Annotated in this window: 23 protein-coding genes; 4 read left to right on the forward strand and 19 right to left on the reverse strand. The window is 67.6% G+C overall.

What is annotated here, in order from left to right; genetic code table 11:
- The 4 genes from xdhC (at position 1) to CLG96_RS08895 (ending at position 3880) form a co-directional block, all read left to right on the forward strand.
- A complete protein-coding gene (gene xdhC / locus CLG96_RS08880; protein ID WP_107967523.1) occupies positions 1–903 on the forward strand; it encodes a xanthine dehydrogenase accessory protein XdhC in 903 nt (300 codons plus the stop codon).
- Entirely contained in the window at positions 900–2195 is a 1296-nt protein-coding gene (guaD, locus tag CLG96_RS08885; protein WP_107967524.1) for a guanine deaminase, read from the forward strand. Before xdhC ends, guaD begins: the two co-directional genes overlap by 4 nt.
- 54 nt (positions 2196–2249) lie before the next feature.
- Positions 2250–3272: an adenosine deaminase gene (locus CLG96_RS08890; RefSeq protein ID WP_107967525.1), complete on the forward strand. Its 1023-nt coding sequence runs from the start codon at positions 2250–2252 to the stop codon at positions 3270–3272.
- A gap of 86 nt (positions 3273–3358) precedes the next feature.
- A complete protein-coding gene (locus CLG96_RS08895; RefSeq protein WP_107967526.1) occupies positions 3359–3880 on the forward strand; it encodes a phosphoribosyltransferase in 522 nt (173 codons plus the stop codon).
- 45 nt (positions 3881–3925) lie between these two features.
- On the opposite strand, the gene CLG96_RS08900 is transcribed toward CLG96_RS08895, so the two are convergent.
- From CLG96_RS08900 to fliE, 19 genes are all read right to left on the reverse strand, one after another.
- Positions 3926–5428, reverse strand: coding sequence for an adenosine deaminase family protein (locus CLG96_RS08900; RefSeq protein WP_243395713.1), 1503 nt, complete (start codon positions 5426–5428; stop codon positions 3926–3928).
- A gap of 1 nt (position 5429) precedes the next feature.
- Positions 5430–6047, reverse strand: coding sequence for a YitT family protein (locus CLG96_RS08905; protein ID WP_107967527.1), 618 nt, complete (start codon positions 6045–6047; stop codon positions 5430–5432).
- Positions 6048–6165: 118 nt separating this feature from the next.
- On the reverse strand, positions 6166–6561 hold the full coding sequence (locus CLG96_RS08910; protein WP_107967528.1) for a flagellar export chaperone FliS: 396 nt from the start codon (positions 6559–6561) through the stop codon (positions 6166–6168).
- A 20-nt stretch (positions 6562–6581) separates the two neighbouring features.
- A complete protein-coding gene (fliD, locus tag CLG96_RS08915) occupies positions 6582–8195 on the reverse strand; it encodes a flagellar filament capping protein FliD (protein ID WP_107967529.1) in 1614 nt (537 codons plus the stop codon).
- A 109-nt stretch (positions 8196–8304) separates the two neighbouring features.
- Complete coding sequence (gene flhB, locus CLG96_RS08920) at positions 8305–9444, reverse strand: flagellar type III secretion system protein FlhB (RefSeq protein WP_107967530.1); 1140 nt, start codon at positions 9442–9444, stop codon at positions 8305–8307.
- Between the two features lie 3 nt (positions 9445–9447).
- Positions 9448–10230 carry a flagellar biosynthetic protein FliR gene (gene fliR, locus CLG96_RS08925; protein WP_107967531.1) on the reverse strand — a complete coding sequence of 261 codons (783 nt, stop codon included), beginning with the start codon at positions 10228–10230 and terminating at the stop codon, positions 9448–9450.
- On the reverse strand, positions 10227–10508 hold the full coding sequence (gene fliQ / locus CLG96_RS08930; RefSeq protein ID WP_107967532.1) for a flagellar biosynthesis protein FliQ: 282 nt from the start codon (positions 10506–10508) through the stop codon (positions 10227–10229). The genes fliR and fliQ overlap by 4 nt, the downstream gene beginning before the upstream one ends.
- Positions 10501–11292, reverse strand: coding sequence for a flagellar type III secretion system pore protein FliP (gene fliP, locus CLG96_RS08935; RefSeq protein ID WP_165799607.1), 792 nt, complete (start codon positions 11290–11292; stop codon positions 10501–10503). The genes fliQ and fliP overlap by 8 nt, the downstream gene beginning before the upstream one ends.
- Positions 11293–11305: 13 nt before the next feature.
- Positions 11306–11593, reverse strand: coding sequence for a flagellar biosynthetic protein FliO (locus CLG96_RS08940; protein WP_107967534.1), 288 nt, complete (start codon positions 11591–11593; stop codon positions 11306–11308).
- Positions 11590–11910 carry a flagellar motor switch protein FliN gene (gene fliN, locus CLG96_RS08945; RefSeq protein ID WP_107967535.1) on the reverse strand — a complete coding sequence of 107 codons (321 nt, stop codon included), beginning with the start codon at positions 11908–11910 and terminating at the stop codon, positions 11590–11592. The genes CLG96_RS08940 and fliN overlap by 4 nt, the downstream gene beginning before the upstream one ends.
- A complete protein-coding gene (locus CLG96_RS08950; RefSeq protein WP_107967536.1) occupies positions 11910–12902 on the reverse strand; it encodes a flagellar motor switch protein FliM in 993 nt (330 codons plus the stop codon). Before CLG96_RS08950 ends, fliN begins: the two co-directional genes overlap by 1 nt.
- Complete coding sequence (locus CLG96_RS08955; protein ID WP_107967537.1) at positions 12899–13465, reverse strand: flagellar basal body-associated FliL family protein; 567 nt, start codon at positions 13463–13465, stop codon at positions 12899–12901. Before CLG96_RS08955 ends, CLG96_RS08950 begins: the two co-directional genes overlap by 4 nt.
- 13 nt (positions 13466–13478) lie before the next feature.
- Positions 13479–14195, reverse strand: a complete 717-nt coding sequence (locus CLG96_RS18740) for a flagellar hook-length control protein FliK (protein ID WP_165799608.1) — start codon at positions 14193–14195, stop codon at positions 13479–13481.
- A 1007-nt stretch (positions 14196–15202) separates the two neighbouring features.
- Positions 15203–15634: a flagellar FliJ family protein gene (locus CLG96_RS08965; RefSeq protein WP_107967539.1), complete on the reverse strand. Its 432-nt coding sequence runs from the start codon at positions 15632–15634 to the stop codon at positions 15203–15205.
- Positions 15631–16959 (reverse strand): FliI/YscN family ATPase, encoded by a 1329-nt coding sequence (locus tag CLG96_RS08970; protein ID WP_423828195.1) that lies wholly within the window; start codon positions 16957–16959, stop codon positions 15631–15633. The genes CLG96_RS08965 and CLG96_RS08970 overlap by 4 nt, the downstream gene beginning before the upstream one ends.
- 69 nt (positions 16960–17028) lie before the next feature.
- Positions 17029–17688: a FliH/SctL family protein gene (locus tag CLG96_RS08975; protein ID WP_107967540.1), complete on the reverse strand. Its 660-nt coding sequence runs from the start codon at positions 17686–17688 to the stop codon at positions 17029–17031.
- The gene (fliG, locus tag CLG96_RS08980) at positions 17681–18703 is read right to left on the reverse strand and encodes a flagellar motor switch protein FliG (RefSeq protein ID WP_107967541.1); all 1023 of its coding nucleotides are present in this window, start codon (positions 18701–18703) and stop codon (positions 17681–17683) included. The genes CLG96_RS08975 and fliG overlap by 8 nt, the downstream gene beginning before the upstream one ends.
- Positions 18696–20408 carry a flagellar basal-body MS-ring/collar protein FliF gene (gene fliF, locus CLG96_RS08985; protein WP_107967542.1) on the reverse strand — a complete coding sequence of 571 codons (1713 nt, stop codon included), beginning with the start codon at positions 20406–20408 and terminating at the stop codon, positions 18696–18698. The genes fliG and fliF overlap by 8 nt, the downstream gene beginning before the upstream one ends.
- 1 nt (position 20409) lies before the next feature.
- Complete coding sequence (fliE, locus tag CLG96_RS08990; protein WP_107967543.1) at positions 20410–20751, reverse strand: flagellar hook-basal body complex protein FliE; 342 nt, start codon at positions 20749–20751, stop codon at positions 20410–20412.
- Between the last annotated feature and the right edge of the window lie 10 nt (positions 20752–20761).

Consider the following 20761-nt stretch of genomic DNA (forward strand, 5'->3'; position numbering starts at 1 on the left):
ATGCTCGATCTGCTGGATAAGGGGAAGGATGCAGCGCTCGTCACCATCCTCGCCACCGAAGGCTCCGTGCCGCGCGAGGCGGGCACGCGGATGATCGTGACGCATGGAATGACGATCGGCACGATCGGCGGCGGCAATCTGGAATATCGCGCGATCGAGCAGGCGCGGCTGCTGCTGGATCAGCCGGCCGGTGCATGGCGGGTCCAGGATTATCCGCTGGGGCCGCTGCTCGGCCAATGTTGCGGCGGGCGCGTGCGGCTGCTGATCGAGCATGTCGATATGGGGCAGGCGGAATGGCTGGCGGCGGTGCGCGACGGCACGGGGCTGCTGGAAACGATTTTCGAGGAAGGCGGATTGCGCCGCACTTTCCGCGGCACGGAACCCGGCAATGATCCGGCCAGGGCGGAGGCCCGGGGGCCTCGTCCCATGCCCGGCGACCGCGTTGTCGAGCGGATCGGCGCCGATCTCATGCCGCTTCACCTGTTCGGGGCTGGCCATGTCGGCGCCGCGCTCGCCCGCATCCTGCCCGGCCTGCCATTCGATCTCCACTGGTATGACAACCGCGCGGACGTGCCTTCGGGCGTCACGATCCTCGACGACGACGCCCTTGCCGAGCGCGCCCGCCGTGCCGATGGGCCGATATTGATAATGACCCACGATCATGGACTCGACTATCGCCTCGTCTCCGCCGCGCTCGACGGGAGGGCATCCTTTGTCGGCCTGATCGGATCGGCCACCAAGCGCGCACGCTTCCTTTCGCGGTTGGCCAAGGACGGATATGGCGAGGCGGCGATCGCCCGGCTGCATTGCCCGATCGGCGTGCCCGGCATCGCCGGCAAGGAACCGGAGGTGATCGCCGTGGCGGTGGCGGCAGAACTGTTGATGCTGAGAGGCGCGGCATGACCGTCCACGCCTATCGCGGCGAGATATTGACCACGCTGGACGATCCGCTGCGCGGTGGGGAAGGCGCGGTCGTCCATCACCCGAAGGGGATGATCGTCGTCGAGGACGGCGTCATCGCCGATGTCGGCCGCTATTCGGATCTCGCCTGGAAATATGATGGCGTGCCCGTCACCGAGCTTGGCGGGCTGATCGTGCCCGGCTTTGTCGATACGCACGTCCATTATCCGCAGACCGACCGCATCGCCGCGCATGGCGAGCAACTGCTCGACTGGCTCGATCGCCATATCTTCCCGGCTGAGCGTGCCTTCGCCGATCGTACGCATGCGGACGAGGTCGCGGCTTTCTTCCTCGACGAGTTGCTGCGCAACGGCACCACCAGCGCGCTCGTCTTCGCAACGGTTCACAAGGCGTCGGTCGAGGCGCTGTTCGACGCGGCGCTGGCCCGCAACATGCGTATCGTCTCGGGCAAGGTGCTGATGGATCAGGGCGCGCCCGACGGACTGCGCGATACGGTGGCAGGCGGCCGGGCCGACAGCGAGGCGCTGATCGCCGCCTATCGTGGGCGCGGGCGGCTGGGCTATGCCGTCACGCCGCGCTTCGTGCTGACCTCCAGCGACGCGCAGCTCGCCGATGCCGGCGCGATGGTGGCGACGCATCGCGACGTGCTGATGCACACGCATCTTTCCGAAAATAGGGGCGAGATCGCCGCGGTCGCCGGCCGTTTCCCCACGGCGCGCGATTATCTGGACGTCTATGACCGTTTCGGGCTGGTCGGGGATCGCTCGGTCTTCGCGCACTGCATCCATCTCGATGATGCGGCGATGGCGCATATGGGGCGGGCAGGGGCCTCGATCGCCTTCTGCCCCACCTCCAACCTGTTCCTCGGATCGGGCCTGTTCGATTTGGCGCGGGCGGATGCGCATGGCGTGAAGGCCGGAATGGGCACCGATGTCGGCGCGGGCACCAGCTTCTCGATCCTCCACACGCTTGGGGAGGCCTATAAGGTCTGCCAGATGCGCGGGGCCAGCCTCGATCCCTTCCGCGCGCTCTATCTGGCGACCTTGGGCGGCGCGCGCACATTGGGGCTGGGCGATCGCATCGGCGCGCTTGCGCCGGGATATGAGGCGGATTTCCTCGTCCTCGATCCTGCCGCGACGCCGCTTCTCGCGCGGCGCAGCGCCGCGGCGGAAACGCTTCACGACCGGCTCTTCGCGCTCCAGATATTGGGCGACGACCGGGCGGTGGCGCAAACCTATGTGGCGGGCCGGCTGGCGCATGCGCGCAATGCCTGATCGTCTTGCCAGCTTTCGCTGGCATGACGGCGGCAAGATAAGGCACAAGCGGATATGACCAGCGATCTCGACAGTTTCGTCGCCGGCCTGCCCAAGGCCGAGCTCCATCTCCATATCGAGGGCAGCCTCGAGCCCGAGCAGATGTTCGAATTCGCCCGGCGCAACCGGATCGACATCCCCTTCGCCTCGGTGGAGGAGGTGCGTGCCGCCTATAGCTTTTCGCGCCTGCAGGATTTTCTCGATATTTACTATCAGGGCGCGAACGTGCTGCGCACCGAGGAGGATTTCCGCGACCTCGCCCGTGCCTATTTCGCGCGCGCGGCGGCGGATAATGTGCGCCATGCCGAAATCTTCTTCGATCCGCAGACGCATACCGCGCGCGGCATCCCCTTCGGCGTGGTCGCGGACGGGTTGCTCGCCGGCATGGCGGATGCGCAAGCGGAACATGGCATCACCTCCAGGCTGATCCTCTGCTTCCTGCGCCATCTGGAGGAAGCCGACGCGTTCGAGACGCTGGAGCAGGCGGCGCCTTATTATGATCGCATCGCAGGCGTCGGGCTCGATTCTTCGGAGCTTGGCCATCCGCCGGAGAAGTTCGCCCGCGTCTTCGCCGCCGCGCGCTCGCACGGGCTGAAGCTGGTTGCCCATGCAGGCGAGGAGGGGCCGCCCGAATATGTCGCCCAGGCGCTCGACCTGCTGGAAATCGATCGGCTCGACCATGGCAATCGATCGCTCGAGGACCCGCTGCTCGTCACGCGCCTCGCGCGATCGGGCATGACGCTGACCGTCTGTCCGCTCTCCAACCTCAAGCTGTGCGTGGTGGAGGATATTCGCCAGCATCCGATCGAGCGGATGTTGCGCCTGGGCCTGCGCGCGACGATCAATTCGGACGATCCCGCTTATTTCGGCGGCTATGTGAACGACAATTATCGCGCGATCGCCGGCAACGGCACGCTCAGCGCGCAGGATTTCGTGACGCTCGCGCGCCACAGCTTTCTCGGCTCCTTCCTGCCCGATGGGGAGGTGTCGGCGCATCTGGCGGCGATCGACGCCTATGTGGCCGGCCGGGGGCAGTGAATCGATCGTGCGGCGGGCCGGGATTCGCGATGATGATGCAGTTTGGCAACTTCCCCTGACGCAACAGGGCAGATAAAGGGCGGATCATGTCCCAGCCGAACCTTTCCTACATCCCCTATGATGATTTCGTCGCCGACGTGAAGGCGCTCGCCGTCAGGCTTCTGGACGGCGACTGGATACCGGACTTCGTCGTCGGCATCGGCCGCGGCGGGCTGGTGCCCGGTGCCTATCTGTCGCATCGCACGGGCATTTCGATGCTGTCGGTCGATCACAGCTCGAAAGTCTATGGCTTTGCCGACGAGCTGCTCGCCAAGCTGGCGCGCCAGACGCAGGGAGGCGAGCGCATCCTGTTCGTCGACGATATCAACGACAGCGGATCGACGATCGTCTATCTGCGCGAGGCGTTGAGTGCCAATGGCGGCGATCCGGCGAATGTCCGCGTCGCGGTGCTGATCAACAATGTCCGTTCGCGCGCGATGGTCGATTATTGGTCGCGTGAGATCGATCGCGACGTCAACAAGGACTGGTTCGTCTTCCCCTGGGAAGCGATGTCGGGCCGGGATACGCTCGTCGAGGATGCAGGCGCCGTGCCCGAGCGGCTGGCCTGAACGAAACGCCCTCTCCCGTGACAGGATCGGGAGAGGGCCCTTCCCTTATAGTTTGGACTTCAGGATTTCCCGCTCGAAGGCGGTGAAATCCTGCTCCAGCCGCCACTGGATCGCGGCCTTCTCATTCTTCCCCAGATAGGCGCGGCACGCTTCCGTCATCGTCGCGCAGACGGGCACGCGGCCATTCCCTGTCCAGAGGCTCGCGCCCGGCAGAAAGGAATATTCCAGGCTGTCACGCGCCATCTTCTTGAGATCGGCATAGCGCAGCCCCTGCTCGATCGCGGCGCGGAAATATTCGTTGGTCATGTCGCTGCGCGAGACGCCCTGATCGTCGGTGGAAAGCACCACCGGCACGCCCGCCGCGCGATAGAGGGCGAGCGGATGATCGCGCCCCTTCACGCCCAGTATGACCGCATTGCTGGTGAGGTTGATCTCCACCGCGATCTTCTCGCGCGCCATGCGGGCGAGGAGCGCGGGGGCATCCTTTTCATGCGCGATCGCGACGCCATGGCCGATCCGCCGTGCGCCCGCCGTCTCGATCGCGTCGCTAATGTGGAAGGACAGGTCCGCCGGCGGCACCAGCCCCTGCACCAGCTCGCCCGCATGGAGCGTCAGCTTCGCCTTGGGATAGCGGCTGTGGAGGAAGCGGAACATCTGCATGTGCAGCCGATAATCGGCCACCGCCACGGGCAGGTCTTCGGGCGCCAGGATGGTGATGCCGGGGAAGCGGGGATCGGCCTCCGCCAGCGCGAAGCCCAGCGCCATCTGGCCGAAGGCGGTTGCGGGCGGCTGCGAGCGATCGACCGTCGCGATATAGCGCACCGTGACGGCGCAGGCCGGGGCGGGGGAGGCATCGTCGCATCCGCCGATCCGCCGCGCCTCCGCCTCCGCTCGATCCATCTCCGCGCGCGCGGCGGTGACGAGGCGGGGTAGCTCCGCCTCGATCCCGCGCAGGTTCGCCGCCAGATCGGTGGAATTCCATGGCAGCGACGCGGCGAGCCGGCCGGCCTCGCCCGCCTGGCTGGGATTCTGCATCAGCTCGACATAGGCGAGATGATCCGCCGCCGCTTCCGCGCGCGCGGCCGCCAGCATGCGCGGCATGGCGCGCACGCCGATCGCGGCGAAGCGGCCGAAGGTGGAGAAGAAGCGCTCATGCCCCGTTATGGCGTCGTCGCCCACGCCCGCTTCGTGCCAGCGGGTGGAGAAGGCATCGACCATGCGCCCGTACAGCGCCGGGTCGCGCTGGCCGAGGCCGCGCGCGGGCACCGTATCGGGCGCGGCGCACGGCCCGGGCGCCAGGGTGCTGCGCGCAGGCACGACGCACAGATCATCGTCCGCCGCCCAGCGCAGGAAATCCTCCGCATAGATGGCGCCCCACAGATGATTGTGCAGGTCGCCGCCCTTGGGCATCCCCCTCAGGAATACGCGGAGCGCGGGCCCGTTCCCTGCGACCTTGTCGAACAGCGCGGCGGTGCGCGCCTCGTCCGTTTGCGGCGGTGCGGCGGGGGTTGTCCCCGCCGTGGCGAGCAGCAATGCTGCTCCGATCATCCTAATAACCTGCATAGCGCCCCGGCTTGTGATAGATTGCGAGAACGAGATTGACCGCCACCGCGCTGACGATCGAAAGCAGCGCGCGGGCGGGAGCGAGCACGACCAGCGAGGCCAGCACGATGGCGACGTCCGCCGCCATCTGGACGATGCCGGCACGGATGCCGCGCCGCTCCTGAAGATAGAGGGCGAGGACGCCGACCCCGCCGACGCTCGCCCGGTGCCGCGCGAGCCCCAGAATGCCCATGCCGATGATCGTGCCGCCGAAGATCGCCGCGAAATAATCGTTGAGCCCCGCCAGCATGATCAGCCTGGGCAGCATCAGCGCCATGCCGCCGATCAGCAGCGAGACGATCATCGTCTTGATCGCGAAGGCCATGCCGAGCCCGCGCCAGGCGAAGAAATAGAAAGGGATGTTGAGCAGCACGAACAGCATGCCCGCGGGCAGCGCCACGAAATAGGAGGCGAGCAGCGCGATGCCGGCCAGGCCGCCGGTCGTCAGCCCCGCCGCATGCAGCAGGAACAGGCCGACTGCGATGAAGGAGGTGCTGAGCAGCAGCGCATGCGCATCTTCCGCGGGCGAATGCCGAATGCTTCTGCTTTCGCCTGTCCGATCCATTGCGCCCCCAACGCCTTCACAATGGGCGCGACATTGGCGGCAAGGCGCGGGGGGATCAATGCTGCGGCGCGAAAAATATGGGGTGCGGATCGCGTCGCTTCGATCCGCAGACAGGCGATCAGCCGATGCTGGTCCAGGCCCCGGCTATGTCGGCCAGCATGGCGCGCGCCTGCTCGATCGGCGCGACATCGCCATCGCGCACGCCGAGCGCGATCAGCCGCCGCGCCTCGCGATAGATTTGCGACAGGCTGTTCGCAATCTCCCCGCCGCGATCGAAATCCAGCGACGCTTCCAGGCCATGGAGGATGGAAAGCGCGCGCGCCTGCCGCTCGTTGCGCCGGGCAAGATCGCCCTGGCGCTGATGCACGATCAGCATCTCGAGCGCCTTCAGCAGCTCGTCGAACAGGATCGCGACCAGCCCGTGCGGCGTTGCGCCTTCGACGCGGCTCGCCACATCGATGTCGCGATAGCGCGCGCTCGCGCCTGCCCCGCCATATCCCCTTGCCCTGAACATCTTCTTGGTCCTCTTGGGAATCAGTCGTTGCCGTTGGTCCAGATCGCGATCTGCTGTTCCAGATAGCTTTGCGTCGCCTTGTAGGCCGTGACGCGCGAATCCATCGCGGTGAAGGATTTGACGAGCTGATCGCGATAGGCGGTCTGGCGCATCTCCATCTTGATGCGATCCTCGCTGATTGTCTTGCCTTCGGCCGCAAGCCGGTCCTGCGTGCGGCTGAGCGGCCCGCGAGGGGCGAGCAGCGCATCGCGGATCTGTTGCAGCGCGCCGCCCAGCCCCAGATCGACGGTGATGGTGGCGCCCGCCACATTGGCCAGCGGCTCGATCACGAGGCCGCTCGCGGGCGAGGTGATCGATGCGGCAAGGCGGTTTCCCGCAAGCGGCAGGCCGGGCTTGCCCGCGATCGTGCCCGAGGGGCCGGTCGATCCGGTCGCAGCGACGAGGCCCGTCAGCACATAGGTGCCGGGCTTGGCGCGTCCCATCGGGCTCACAATCTTGACCGCCGGATTGTCGCTGCGCTGCGTGGGGTTGAACAGCGCTTCCACGCCGTCCGGATCGGAGGCGAGGATCGCGTCGAGCTTGCCGATATCGACGCCGAGCGTGCCGTCGCGATTGGTGTAGACGCCGATCTCCGCCAGCGTGGTGGGGCCATCGCCGCTGCTGAGCGTGGTCGATGTGAGCCGGGCGAGCTGGCGCTGCATCTCGCGAATACCGGGATCGCCGCGCAGCGGGCCCGCGCTCGATCCGCCTGCGCCGGCAGCCGTCGCGGCATCGAGCACCGTCTTCAGCTCATTATAGGCGGCGGCGAAATCCTGCACCGCCTGTTTGATCGAAGCGGTCGGCCGGGTCGCGCCGAGCGTGACGGAGGTGCCGGGCCGCGCCGATTTGAGGTCGATCGTCACGCCTTCGATCAAGTCCGTCAGGCTGTTGGAGGCGCGGACGACCTCCACCCCGTCCATCTTGACGATCGCGTCCTGCGCCGCCTGCGCGCGCGTCATGCCGGGGGTGGCAGCGCCATAGGAGAAGCGGGCGAGGCCGGGTTCGGCATCCGCCGCCGGGGTGAGCGAGAAGCCATTGGCGCTGCCGGTTGCGCCCTTCACGATCAGGCGCGCGCCATTGGCGTCGTTGACGACACTCGCCGTGACGCCCGCCGCGGCCGCGTTGATCGCGCTGGCGAGGCCGGACAGGCTGTTATTGCCGTCGTTGATCGTGATGACATGGTCGCCGGATGCGGTCGTGATGGTGAGCTGTCCCTTGCCGACCGGCGCCGTCGTCGCGTCCGCCAGATAGTCGGAAACCAGCGACTGGGCCTGGGCGATCTGGCGCACCTCGATCTGTGTCGAAAGCGATCCGATCCGCGCGCCGGGAAGCGCGCTCGCGGTCAGGATGCTCGTATCCGAACTGTTCGGCTGGGTAAGGAGCGTGCCGCCGGAGATCAGCGTGGAGAGGGCGGAGGTGAAATTGCTGATGCCGTTGCTGGCGGAAGCGAGCGAGGAGATGCGCGCGCTGTTCGCATCCTCGCGTTGCTTGATCACGGCTTCCTTGGGTGCGCGGGAGGCGTTGGCGAGCTGGTCGATCAGCGCGCTGGTGTCGATGCCCGAGCCGATCCCCAGGCTGCTTGCGATCGATGGCATGGCTCCACCCTCCGTTCCTCGCTGTTAACGGCGCGGGAGCGCGCGTGTTTAGTGCCGGACGGCGATATTGCCGCTTGCCGGTTAAGATGCGGTTTATCGGGCGGGAGGATCAGGTGCTGGGCCGGCCATTTTCGTCGAAGCGCGCCTCGGGTGGCACTTCGATATCCGGTTGCGCGATCCCATCCGCCATCGCCCGGTCGAGATTGAAGACGAAGGCGAGCACCGTCGCCACCGCCATATAGAGATCCTCGCGGATCAGCTGGCCTGCGCGCGCGGTGAAATAGATGGCGCGGGCGAGCTGCGGATAATGGAGCACGGGCACGGCATTCTCCTCGGCCAGCGCACGGATCGCCTGGGCGGTGGCGCCCTTGCCGCGCGCGACGACGATCGGCGCGGCATCGAAGCCGGGGCGATAGCGCAGCGCCACCGCGAAATGGGTGGGGTTGGTGAGCACGACGCTCGCTTCGGTGACGGCGGTGCGGGCGGAACCGCGCAGCACCTCATGCTGGCGGCGGCGAAGCTGCGCCTTCAGCTCGGGCGAGCCTTCGCTCTGCTTATGTTCGTCCTTCACCTCCTGCTTGGTCATGCGCAGCCGCCCGCCGCGCTGGAAGACCTGCGCGGGGATATCCATGCCGGCGATAGCTGCGAGCGCCAGCGCCATCACCAATATCGCGAAGACGAAGGTGTTGCCGATCTCGCCGAGCGCTGCGCGCAGATCCTGCCGGCCGAGCGCGGTGAGCCCGGCGATGCGGCCCGAGAGCAGCCAATAGCCGACGGCGCCCATCAGCATCACCTTGGCGAGCGACTTGCCGAGCTCGATCAGCCCCTGGAGCCCGAAGATGCGCTTGATGCCCGAGGCGGGATTGAGCTTGCCGCCCTTGAAGGCGATCGCACTCCAGCGGAAGCCGAGTGAGCCCAGCAGTGCGGGCGTGCCGATCGCGGCGACCAGGGTGAGCGCGAAGAGCGAGGCGAGGGGGAGCGCCACGCCCGCCAGCATCCGCACGATCGTTCCCAGCGGATCGAAATTCTCGATCGTCGACCGATCGAAGCTGAGCGCGTCGACCAGCATCGTCTGGCAGGCGGTGAGCATCCATGGTCCGGCGAGTGCGAACCAGGCGGCGCCCGCGAGCACCACCAGCGCGGTGCCCAATTCCCTGGACTGGAGGACGTCACCCTTCTCGATCGCGTCGCGGCGGCGCTTTTCGGTCGGGGCTTCGGTCTTCTCGTCGCGATCGGGCGTTTCGGCCATCGCTCAGCGTCCCGTGGCGATCTGTCGGGCGGTGGCGAGGCCGCGCTCGATCGCGGCGGTGATACCTTCGCCCATCGAGGGGGCGGCGATGGCCATCAGCACGAGGCCAGCGAGCAGCGTTGCGGGCAGGCCCACCGAAAAGAGGTTCATTGCCGGGGCCGAGCGAGCGAGCATGCCCATCACGATTTGCACCAGCACCAGCGAGAAGCCGACCGGCAGCGCGATGGCGAGGCCGGCGGCGAACAGGTCGCCTCCGAACAGGGCCAGCCCATGGATGCTCTCCGCGCCCAGCCATGCCTGGCCGGGCGGCAGCGCGCGATAGCTTTCGATGATGATCGCGGCGAGCGCGAGATGGCCGCCCATGGCGAGGAACAGGAAGGTGGCGATGATCGACAGCAACTGGCCCAGCGCGGGCGTCGAGGCGCCGGACAAGGGATCGACCATGCCGGCGAAGCCCAGCCCCATGGCGTTGCCGATCGTCTCGCCCGCGAGCAGTGCGGCGGAAAAGCCGATCTGCACCGCGAAGCCCAATGCTAGCCCGGCCATCACCTCGCTTGCCACCAGCGCCACGCCTGCGAAGGAGGCGAGCCCGTCATCGGGCAGCGCGAAGGGGACGAGATCGAGCGCAGGCATGCCGATTGCGAGCGAGATGATCAGCCGGAGCTGCACCGGAACGCCTTCCGCGCCGAAGACGGGCGCGACGAGGAAGGCGGCGCCGGGCCGGATCATCGCCACCAGCCACAGCCAGAGCTGCGCTTCGACGCCGGCGAAGCCGCCCGGGATCATCGCATCAGTTCGGGGATGCGCGCGAACATGTCGCGCGTGAAATCGACGAGCAGCATCATGATCGCGCCGCCGAACAGCGCGAGCGCGAGGCCGACGATGATCAGCTTGGGCACGAAGCTCAAAGTCTGTTCGTTGATCGAGGTCGCCGCCTGGATCATGCCAAGGATCAGCCCCGCCACCAGCGCCGGGATCAGGATCGGCGCGGAAGCGAGCGACAGCACCCACAGCGCCTGCTGCGCGACGCCGATGAAATAGTCGGCGCTGTCGGCGCTATCCACCCTGGAAGGACCCTGCGAGCGAGCCCATCGTCAGCGCCCAGCCATCGACCAGCACGAACAGCAGCAGCTTGAACGGCATGGACACGATCGAGGGCGAGAGCATCATCATGCCGAGCGCCATCAGCGTGGAGGCGACGACCAGATCGATGATCAGGAAGGGCAGGAAGATAAGGAAGCCGATCTGGAACGCGGTCTTGAGTTCGCTCGTCACGAAGGCCGGCAGCAGGATCGAGAAGGGTATGTCCGCCGACTTGGCGAAGGGCGGCGATTGGGCGAGATCGGCGAAGAGCTTGAGATCGGTCTGCCGCGTCTGGCGGACCATGAAGCCGTGCAGCACCATGCCGGAGCGCTGGATCGCCTGTTCCATGTTGATCTGCCCGGCGCCATAGGGGGTGTAGGCGGTCTGGCCGATCTGGTCGATCGCCGGCCGCATCACAAACAGCGAGAGGAACAGGGCGAGGCCGACCAGCACCTGATTGGGCGGCGTCTGTTGCAGGCCGAGCGCCTGGCGCAGGATCGACAGCACGATGATGATGCGCGTGAAGCTCGTCATCATCAGCACCAGCGACGGCAGCACCGTCAGCAGGCTCATCAGCAGCAGGATCTGGAGCGACAGCGAAAGCGGCCGCCCGTCGCCCGAGATGGTGTTCAGCGCGCGATCGATCGTGCCGGACTGCACCGCGCCGCCGACTGCGGAGAAAGCCGGCGTGGCGAGGAGCAGGGCCACCGCCGCTACCGCCAATGATCTTGCGGCCCATCGCGGCACGAACGGACGGGACGGCATGGCCAAGGCCGCCTTATGCGTCGGCATCGGGCAGGGAGAATTTGGGGGCGGGCGCCTCGGCCAGCTTCTCGATGCGGCCGCGGGAGATCGCGACCAGCAGGCGCTTGTCGGCGAATTCGACCACAGCCAGCCGCCCCGTCGCGCCGACGGGAATCGCATCGACCAGCCTGACCGCGCGTTCGCGCTGGCCGAAGCCCGACAGGCCCGGCTGAAGCTTACGAAGCAGCCATAATGTGCCGAATGCCAGCCCGCCCACCAGCGGCACGAGCAGCAGCAATCGCAACAGATAATCCAGCATCATGCCCGGCGTTCGATCCCCGTAAGCCGCGCATCGGCAGCGACCACCTCGACCACCCTTATGCCGAACCGTCCGTTCACCGTCACCACCTCGCCGCGCGCGACGAGCGTGCCGTTGACCAATATGTCGAGCAGCTCATTGGCCTGGCGGTCGAGCTCGACCACGCTGCCCTCGGCCAGATCCATGAGCTCGGCGAGCTTGAGCGAGGTGCTGCCCACTTCGACCGACAGGCGGAGCGGAATATCGGCGAGCAGCCGGTAGTTGCGCTCGGCCAGCGCGCCATCGGGCGAACCGAACGGATTTCCGGTCATGTCGCTCATCACGCCTCTCCCCTCCGGCTCTTGTCGCTCATCTTGTCGCCCATCCTCTCGATCATGAGCGCGGCGCGCCCCTCCTGCTCGCCGATCACGCCTTCGGCAAGCCGCTTCGTGCCGGCGATCAGCGGCGCGCGGGGAAAAAGCGTGATCGGGATCACATCGCCGGGCTTGAGTGCGAGCAGTTGCGAGACGGAGATTTCGGGCCGTGCCAGCACGCTGCGCACGGGCAGGCGCACCTGTTCCAGTGCGGTGGCGAGGCGCGCGCGCCATGCGTCTTTTCCGGGCGTGGCATCCTCATCCGTCTTGGCGGCCAGTTCCTCCTCGATCGGGCGGAGCGTCGCCAGTGGATAGAGGATGGCGACGCTGCTGGGCCCGATCACGCCCGGCTGCACAGTGAATTTCTGCACCGCCACGGCCTCGTCGGGCCGGACGAGCGCCGCATGGGCTGGATTCGTCTCGCGCGAGACGAGCTGGGGCGCGAGCGGCGTCACCTCCGCCCAGGCTTCGACGAGTGCTGCGACGATCGCATCGGTCAACCGGCTCAGCAGCCGTTCCTCGCTGGGCGTGAACTCGCGCACCGTCTTGGCCGCGACGATGCCGCTGCCGCCATAGAAGCTGTCGACCAATGCCGCGATGAAGTTCGGCTCCAGCGCGATCAACATGCCGCCCTTCAGGGGGCGGAGGCGATAGAGGCTGAGCGAGGTGAAATCGGGCTGCGCGTGCATCCATTGGTCGAAACGCTGCGTCTCCGGCGCAAGCGCCGTGACCTGCGTCCGGGCATTTGCCAAGGGCTCGATCACCGAGCGAAGCCCGCGCGCCAGCCGATCACCCATCCGCCGGAGCCCGGACAGCCGCGCCGTCGGGTGGACGCTTTCCCGGCCCAGGGCGAATTTGCGCACGTCCCGCGAAAAGGGCGCGCCGGGCGCGGCATCGGCCAGTTCATCCCTCAGGATGGCGGTTTCCGTTTCGTCGAGGGCCGGGGAAATGCCGGTCATTGGATGATGAAGCTCGTGAAATAGACGTCCTCGATCCCGCCAAAGCCTTCCTTGGCCTTGAGCACGTCGTTGATCGACTTTTTGAGTGCGGCCTGCAGCGCCTTCTTGCCCTGGTTGGTGGTGATGCTTTCAGAATCCTGATCGGCCAGCGTCATCAGCACCGCGGAGCGGACGGGCATGTCGTTGCGCTTGAGATTTTCGATCACCCGCTCGTCATAATAGGTCGAGACGCCGAGCCCGATCTGCACGAAGCCGTCCGAATCGCGCAGGTTCGAGGTGAAGCTCTGTTCCATCGGATAATAGGTTGCGCGGAAGCGCGAAGGATCGGGAGCCGAGGACTCCTCGATCTTCGGCACTTCATGGCCTTCCTCGCCCTTCATGACGAGCCTGGGTTTGTTCGACTCCTCATGCTTGGCCTTGCTGCCGACAAGACCCGATCCGGCCGCATAGATGCCGCCGCCGACGCCGCCGCCCAGCAGCACGAGCGCGCCCACGCCATAGATTATGATCGTTTTGAACTTGCCGCCCTTCTTCGGTGCGGGGGCGGCGGTCGCGTCACTCATCGCTGGTCCTCGGTCATGCGTAGCGTTCGGCGGTGTCGCTGCTCGATTCGCTCACCGCTTCGGCTGCTTGTCGCCGGATATGGTTAAAAGGTTGCCAATCCTCGCGGGTACGATGCTGCTGCTGCGGATGCTGCCCGCCAAATTGTGGCTGTTGGCCGCCGGGCTGTTGCTGGCCGAGATCGACATGCGCCTCGCTGATCCGCACGCCCTGCGCGCGCGCCTCGGCGATCAGGCGCGGCTGGGCATCGGCCAATATCTGGCGCGCGGCCTCCGTATCGGCGGTCAGCCGCACCGCCGTGCCGTCCGCCCCATTTTGCAGCTCGATCTTGAGCGTGCCGAGATGCTCGGGATTGAGATGGAAACGCAGCTCCGTCTCCCGCGCAGCGGCATGGACGATGTCGCGGGCAAGCCCGTCCAGCCAGGCGCCGTCATGGGCGAGGTCGAGCTGGCTTTGCAGCACGAGATCGGCGGGCGCCGGACGCGGATCCGTCGTGAGGCCTGTGTCGGACCTATTTGGTGTGTCGGATATGATTGGGGACATCGGCGCAGCGGGGATGGGCTGGGGCGGAATGGCGGCCGGGGTGTCCGGAGCGACTGTGATCAGATCGGGCGTCGTCGGATCGGGCTGGGTGGCAGGCAGCGGGGCGGTGTCGCGCATCGGAGCGCCGATGCGCGCGCGCGGCATCGCCATGTCCGGCGACGGCGTCTGTGCAGCCGGCGTGGACTCCATCAATGCCGCGAGGATTGGATAGGCCGGTGCGGGCGGCGATGCCGTCTGGATGGGAGATGTCGGTCGGCTGACCGGGAGCCCGCTTTCCCTCGGAGCGGCCGATGCGGGAGCTGGCGGGAGTGGGACCGGCTTCCTTTCGCCCGGTGCCTCGGCCTGCTGCGCGCGAGGCGAGATCTCCATGGCTGCTATGGGCGATGGTGCAGCAGCACTGGTCCGGTCGCGAGCAGGCAGCTGCAATTCACCACCATTCGGAACGGCCGGTTCCGGTAACATTTTCCCAATTGTCGTGGCGATGTCGGGCGACAATGTGTCGCGCATGGTCCTTTGCGCGTCAGCCGAGGCGGTGGCATCCGCCGGGCGCTGCATAGAGTGGTCCGGGCCGGGCTGGGGATCCGTGGCGGCCGCTTGTGCCATATCGGGTGCCGAGGCGAACGCGGCGGGCGCGGCTGACGGAGCTGGCGCCGGAATGCTCGCCCTTTGCGCAGCATGGCTAATGGGTGGCGTTATATTCCCGATATTCTCGGCAATTGGCGGAATGGTTTCGGGCGATGGCGCGGGCGCCTGCCGTTCGATCGCCGGCATGTCCGTGAGCAGGGTAGGGGCCGGTTCCGGGCGAGAGGTCCGGCCGGGAAGCGCCGCGAGGGGCTCGATGGTCTTTCCGGCCGGAGCGTTGTCGATCGGAATCTCCCGCGCCTCTGTCGCGGGCAGGGGCGCGACAGCCGCGACGAGGAGGGGTGCCGCGGCGATGGACAGTGGTAGCTGGTTAGGATCCGGCGAAACGGGCGTCTCTAGGACCTCGGGCGCCGCCGTTTCGGCCAAGTCCTTCTCATCCCCGCCTATATCGGGCAACGCGGTAACACTCTCCGCCCGGGAGGCCTGTCCTTCAGGCTGCAATGACTGGAGCAGCGCAGCGAAGATATTCGCCTGATCGTCTGTAGGGACGGGCGCGGGCGTGTCGCCACCCGGTAGCATAGTCGGGACGGAGGGAAGCGGTAAGCTGCCACCGATCATGCCTCATCCTCCTCTCCAGGCCGCGCCGGGCGAAGGCGGGCGAAGCTGGACATGCGCAATTCGATCATGCGCTGCATTTCCGCCACGGCGCGCATCTCCAGCTTCTCGGCGCTTTCCTGCCGGCGGCGCGCGTCGAGCCGGTCGGCGGCGCGATCGGCGGCGACGGTGCGGGCGTTGCTGATCGCGCTGGCCAGTCCCTCGCGCGCCATATCGAGCCGCTGCGCGAGCTCGACCGCATTGGCGAGCGCGGCGCCGCTCGACATGCCCGGAGCAACCGAAAGGCTGGAGCGCAGCGCCGTCAGCCGCGCGGCATTGTCCTCGAGCTGGTCGAGGCGCCCCTGGGCGTTGGCGGCCTCGCTTGCGGCCTGGAGATGCTGGACGCGGCGGACGCGGACGACGCGCGCGCGGCGGTCGGCGAGCGCCTTCATGCCCCGAAGCTCCCGATCAGCGTGGCGATGGCGACATTCATGTCGATCCGTTCCTTCTGCCCCTGGCGCAGGAAATCGAGGATCAGCGGATGATGCGCGATCGCCGCGTCGATCATCGGATCGCTGCCCTCGCGATAGGCGCCCATCAGGATCAGGTCGCGATTTTCCTCATAGGCCGACCAAAGCCGGCGCAGCGTGCGCGCGGCGGCGGCATGGTCCGCGCCGACAATGTCCGCCATCACGCGCGACAGCGACTTGCCCACGTCGATCGCGGGGAAGACGCCTTGCTCGGCGAGCGCGCGGCTGAGCACGATATGCCCGTCGACGATGGCGCGGGCGGTATCCACGATCGGATCGTCGGTATCGTCGCCGTCGGCGAGCACCGTGTAGAGCGCGGTGATCGATCCGCCCGAACGCGCATCGGCGCCGGCACGCTCGACAAGACGCGGGATCAGGCCGAGCGCGGAGGGCGGATAGCCTTTCATCGTCGGCGGCTCGCCCAGCGAAAGGCCGATCTCGCGCTGCGCATGGGCAACGCGGGTGAGGCTGTCGATCAGCAGCAGCACGCGCTTGCCCTGGGCGCGGAAATGTTCGGCGATGGCGGTGGCCCGCATCGCGGCGCGCAGGCGCAGCAGCGGCGGATGATCGGCCGGGACCGCTACGACCACGCTCTTGCCCCTGACCTCGCCCGAAAGCTTGGTGGCCAGGAAATCGCTCACCTCGCGGCTACGCTCGCCGATCAGGCCGACGACGATCACATCCGCGTCCGCGCCCGCGATCATTTGCCCCATCAGCACGGATTTGCCGACGCCCGATCCCGCCATGATCGCGATACGCTGTCCCACGCCGGCGGTAAGCAGCGCATTGACCGCGCGCACGCCCAGGTCGAACGGCTCGACGACGCGCGCGCGATCGAGCGGGTTGCCGCGCCTTCCCGCGAGCGGCCAGCGCGACTTGGTGGCGATCGGCCCCAGCCCGTCTAGTGGGTTGCCGAGCGCGTCGACGACGCGGCCGAGCAGCCCTTCGCCGACATCGACCTTCGTGCCCCGCCGATCCGGCTCGACGCGTGCGCCGCAACTGTGCGGCGCATCGGCATCGAGCGCCATCAGCAGCGTGCGATCGCCCCGGAAGCCGACGACCTCGGCAAGTGCTGCATGGCCGTCCGCATCGATCACGCGCGCATTGGCGCCGATCGGCTGCTGGAAGCCGGTCGCTTCGAGCATGAGCCCGTCAAAGGCGGCGAGCCGGCCGATGCGGCGCGGGCCCATGCCGGAAATATCGACCTGATCGAGCATGGTCGCGGCGCGGGCGGCAAGGCTGGTCATGGATGCGATCGCTCCGGGCCGGGTGACTGACAGGGGAGCAGCATGGCGGCGGGTTGGTAAAGAAGGGGTTTACCGCACGCCCGCGCGATCGAGCGCGGCGCGCAGCCTTTCCAGCCGCACCTCGGGCCCATCCTCGATCCAGCCCGTATCGGTTTCGAGCAGCACCGTGCCTTCCGCCAGCCCGGGATCGGCGACGAGCTCGATATCGATGCGCGCGCCCTGCAGCCGGGCATGGTCGGCGGGGTGAAGCCGCATCCGCCGGGGTGCCGCATCGTCGGTGATGAATTCGGCTGCGGCCCGGGCGCGATCGAGCAACAGATCGGGATCGATCGAGACTTCGCCGACGATCTGGCGCACCAGGCGCTTCACCGATTCGGACAGCAGTGCCGCGAGCGCGTGCGGCGCCTCGGGCTTCAGCGTTTCCAGCCTTTCCACCAGCCGGCGGACGGCGTCACGCTCCGCGGCAACCTCCATCTCCACCGTGCGGCGCCCCTCGTCAAAGCCCTCGGCGAAAGCTTCGGCACGGATGCGGTCCGGATCGACGATCTCGATCGGGGGCTCGCCCGCATCCTCGTCGATCGGGGCGGCGGGCTCCGCCGGTTCGGATTGCCATGGGGTGAAGCGATTGGCGATCGGCTTCGGCGCAGCGAAGCTCCGGCCTTCGGGCTGCGTCCAGACGGGTACGCGCACGGCGGCGCCGATCGCGTCGGGCGACCAGAATTCAGACATAATCCTCTCCCTTGCCGCCGAGAATGATCGCGCCTTCGCTGGCAAGGCGGCGGGCGACGGCGAGCACTTCCTTCTGCGCTTCCTGCACCTCGGCCAGGCGCGTCGGCCCGCGTTCGGCGATCTCGTCCTGGATCGACTGGGCGGCGCGGCTGGACATGCAGCCGAACATCTTGGTCCTCATCCGCTCGTCCGCGCCCTTGAGCGCGACCACCAGTATGTTGCTCTCGATCGCGCGGAGCAGCGTGCCCATCGCCTTGTCGTCGAGCGACAGGAGATTTTCGAAGACGAACATCTCCTCCTCGATCGTGCGGGCGAGATTCTTGTCGAGCTTGGCGAGCGCCTTGATGATCCGCTCTTCCGCGCTCTTGCGCGAATTATTGACGATCTGCGCCGCCTCGCTGGTGCCGCCGCGCTTCGTCATATTGCCGATCCGGGCGCGGGGGACGGGGCGCATCAGCAGCTTTTCGAGATCGTCCAGCGCCTGCGGCGTGACGGGGCCGAGCGTGGCGATGCGATAGACCACGTCGGCCTGCATCGCCTCGTCCAGCAACTGGAGCACGTCCGCCGCGACCGGCGGCTCGAGATGGGTGAGCAGCAGCGCAGCAATTTGTGGATGTTCCTGCTCGACGAGGCTGGCGATGGTGCGCGCATCCATCCATTTCAGCGCTTCGAGCGTGCCGGTCCGTGTCGGTGGCGCGATGCGGGAGAGCATGTCGTCCGCCCGGTCGGGCCCAAGCGCGCGCTCCATCATGCCGCGGATCTGGCGATTGGCGTCGAAGCCGAGCGTGGTGCGGGCGCGGGCGCGTTCGACGAACAGGTCGAGCACGCCATTCACCTGCGGCTCCGAAACATCGGCCACGCCGAACATCGCGCCACCCAGATGCTGCACCTCCTCAGGCTCCAGCCGGCTCAGCACCTCGGCAGCCTCAGCTTCCTCGAGCAGCATCAGCAGGATCGCGGCGGCCTCGCTGCCGCCGGGAACGGGCAGGTTGGGAAGAAGCGCCGGATCAGCCATTCTGCTCTTCTCCGCGGGGCATGTCGCTGCGGATCAGGTCGCGCACGACGAGTGCTGCGCGCGCCGGATCCTGGCGGACGAAATTGCGGATGAGTGCTGCGCGATCCGCATAGCCCGGCGCCGCCTCGATCATGTCGAGCGTCACCGGCCGATCCGGATCGGCCAGCGCCTCGCTGGCGATGGCGGCGCCGATCTCATTGCCGATCACCGATTTGGGCGTCTGCATGGCCGCAGCTTCCGCCGCGGCGGCCTCGGCGGCCAAAGCGCGGCGCCGGAGCATCGGCCGGGCGAGGCCGAAGATGAGCAGCGCCGCGATCAGCAGCGCCGATCCGTTGCGTGCGGCGGTCGCAACCCAGGGCGCATCCCACCATTTCGGGGCTTCCGCCGCCTCGACGGGCGCGAAGGTGCGGGAGGTGAGCGCGATCTGGTCGCCGCGCGCCTGATCGAAACCGACCGCGCCCTTGACCAGATTTTCGAGCGCGGCGAGCTCCGCGACGCTCCGCGGCTTGGCGCCCTGCTTGAGCGCGACCGCAACCGACAGGCGCCTGACCGTGCCCACCGGATTGCGCGTGATGGAAACTTCGCGGCCGAGCTGGAAGCTGCGATTATAATTTTCGGACGTGCGGGTGGTGCCGGCCGCGGCGGTCGCGCCGGGGACGGGCGGAGTGAGCGTCTGGCCGGGGGCGGCGGTCACCTGCGCGGCCTCGGGCGCCTGATTGGCGATTGCGCCCGGAATGCCGCCCGCTTCCTTGGCGCCCGCATCATTGGTCCAGCCGCCCTGTTCCTCGCGGATCACGGCGGTATCCTTGGGATAGGTCTCGCGCGTCGCCTGCACCTCGGCGAAATCGAGATCGGCATGCACCTCGGCGGTGAAATTGCCTTCGCCGACGATCGGGCTGAGCAGCTTGGTAAGCGCTTCCAGATAGCGCGCCTCGATCCGCTGCTGGATCTCCACCTGCTTGTCCGGGGCGCCGGCGTCGGCCTCGCCCGTGCGCGACAGCAGCCGGCCGGCCTGGTCGACCACCGACACGCCGTCGGGCGACAGGCCCGGCACCGAAGAGGCGACGAGATTGACGATCGCCTGGACCTGGCCCTCGCTGAGCGTGCGGCCGGCATGCATGCGCACCATCACCGAGGCCGCCGCCTTGGACCGTTCGCGCAGGAACACGCTCGGCTGCTCGACCGCGAGATGCACCTTGGCGCTCTCGATCGCGTCGATCGCCTCGATCGTGCGGGCGAGATCCAGCTCGCGTGCGCCGCGCAGCCGCTCATTCTCCACGGCGCGGCTGGCGCCCATGGGCAGCGAGGAAATCATCGCATCGCCGTCCGGCGCGCTCTTGGGCAGGCCGGCCTGCGCCAGCATCATCCGCGCCTGATGGAAATCGCTCTCGGAGACGGTGAGCGCGCCGCTGTCGCGATCGATGCCATAGTCGATCCCGGCCGATTTCAGCGTCTCGACCACCGCCGCCTTGTCCGCGTCGGAAAGGCCGCGGAAAAGGTCGCGCTGCGGCGGCTGGCTCATCGCCATCCAGACGAGCGCGGCGAGACCGAGAAGTGCCACGATAGCGATCGTCGGCAGGCTTTTGGCGACGGCAGGCTGGGCCGTGAAGGTGCGGATGCGTTCCAGCACGGTGCCGATCCCGCCGGTGGCAAGCGGCGCGGGAAGGCGGGGCGAACCGCCGGAGGTGAGGGCCAATTCGCTCATGTCACACCGGCATGCTCATAATGTCCTTGTAGGCGGACAATAGTTTGTTGCGGACCTGGAGGGTGGCCTGGAAGCCGACCGACGATTGTTCGCGGGCAAGCATCACGGCGGCGATGTCGGTGGTCTCGCCGCGCTCGAAGCTTTCCGTCGCGGCGGCAGATTTGGCCTGGAGCTCATTGACCTGGCCGAGCGCCTGCTTGAGCGCGCCGGTGAAGTCCGTGCCCTTGGCTTCGGCGGCGCCATCCAGCTTCGCGGGCGGCGCGGCCGCCTTCTGAAGCGCGCTGTTCTGCTGCAGGATCGCGGCGCGCATGGCCATCAGGCCGCTCGTGTCGATGGGCTTCATGGGTCAGCTC

Origin of the sequence: Sphingomonas oleivorans, assembly GCF_003050615.1 — a bacterium.
Taxonomy (GTDB): domain Bacteria; phylum Pseudomonadota; class Alphaproteobacteria; order Sphingomonadales; family Sphingomonadaceae; genus Sphingomonas_H; species Sphingomonas_H oleivorans.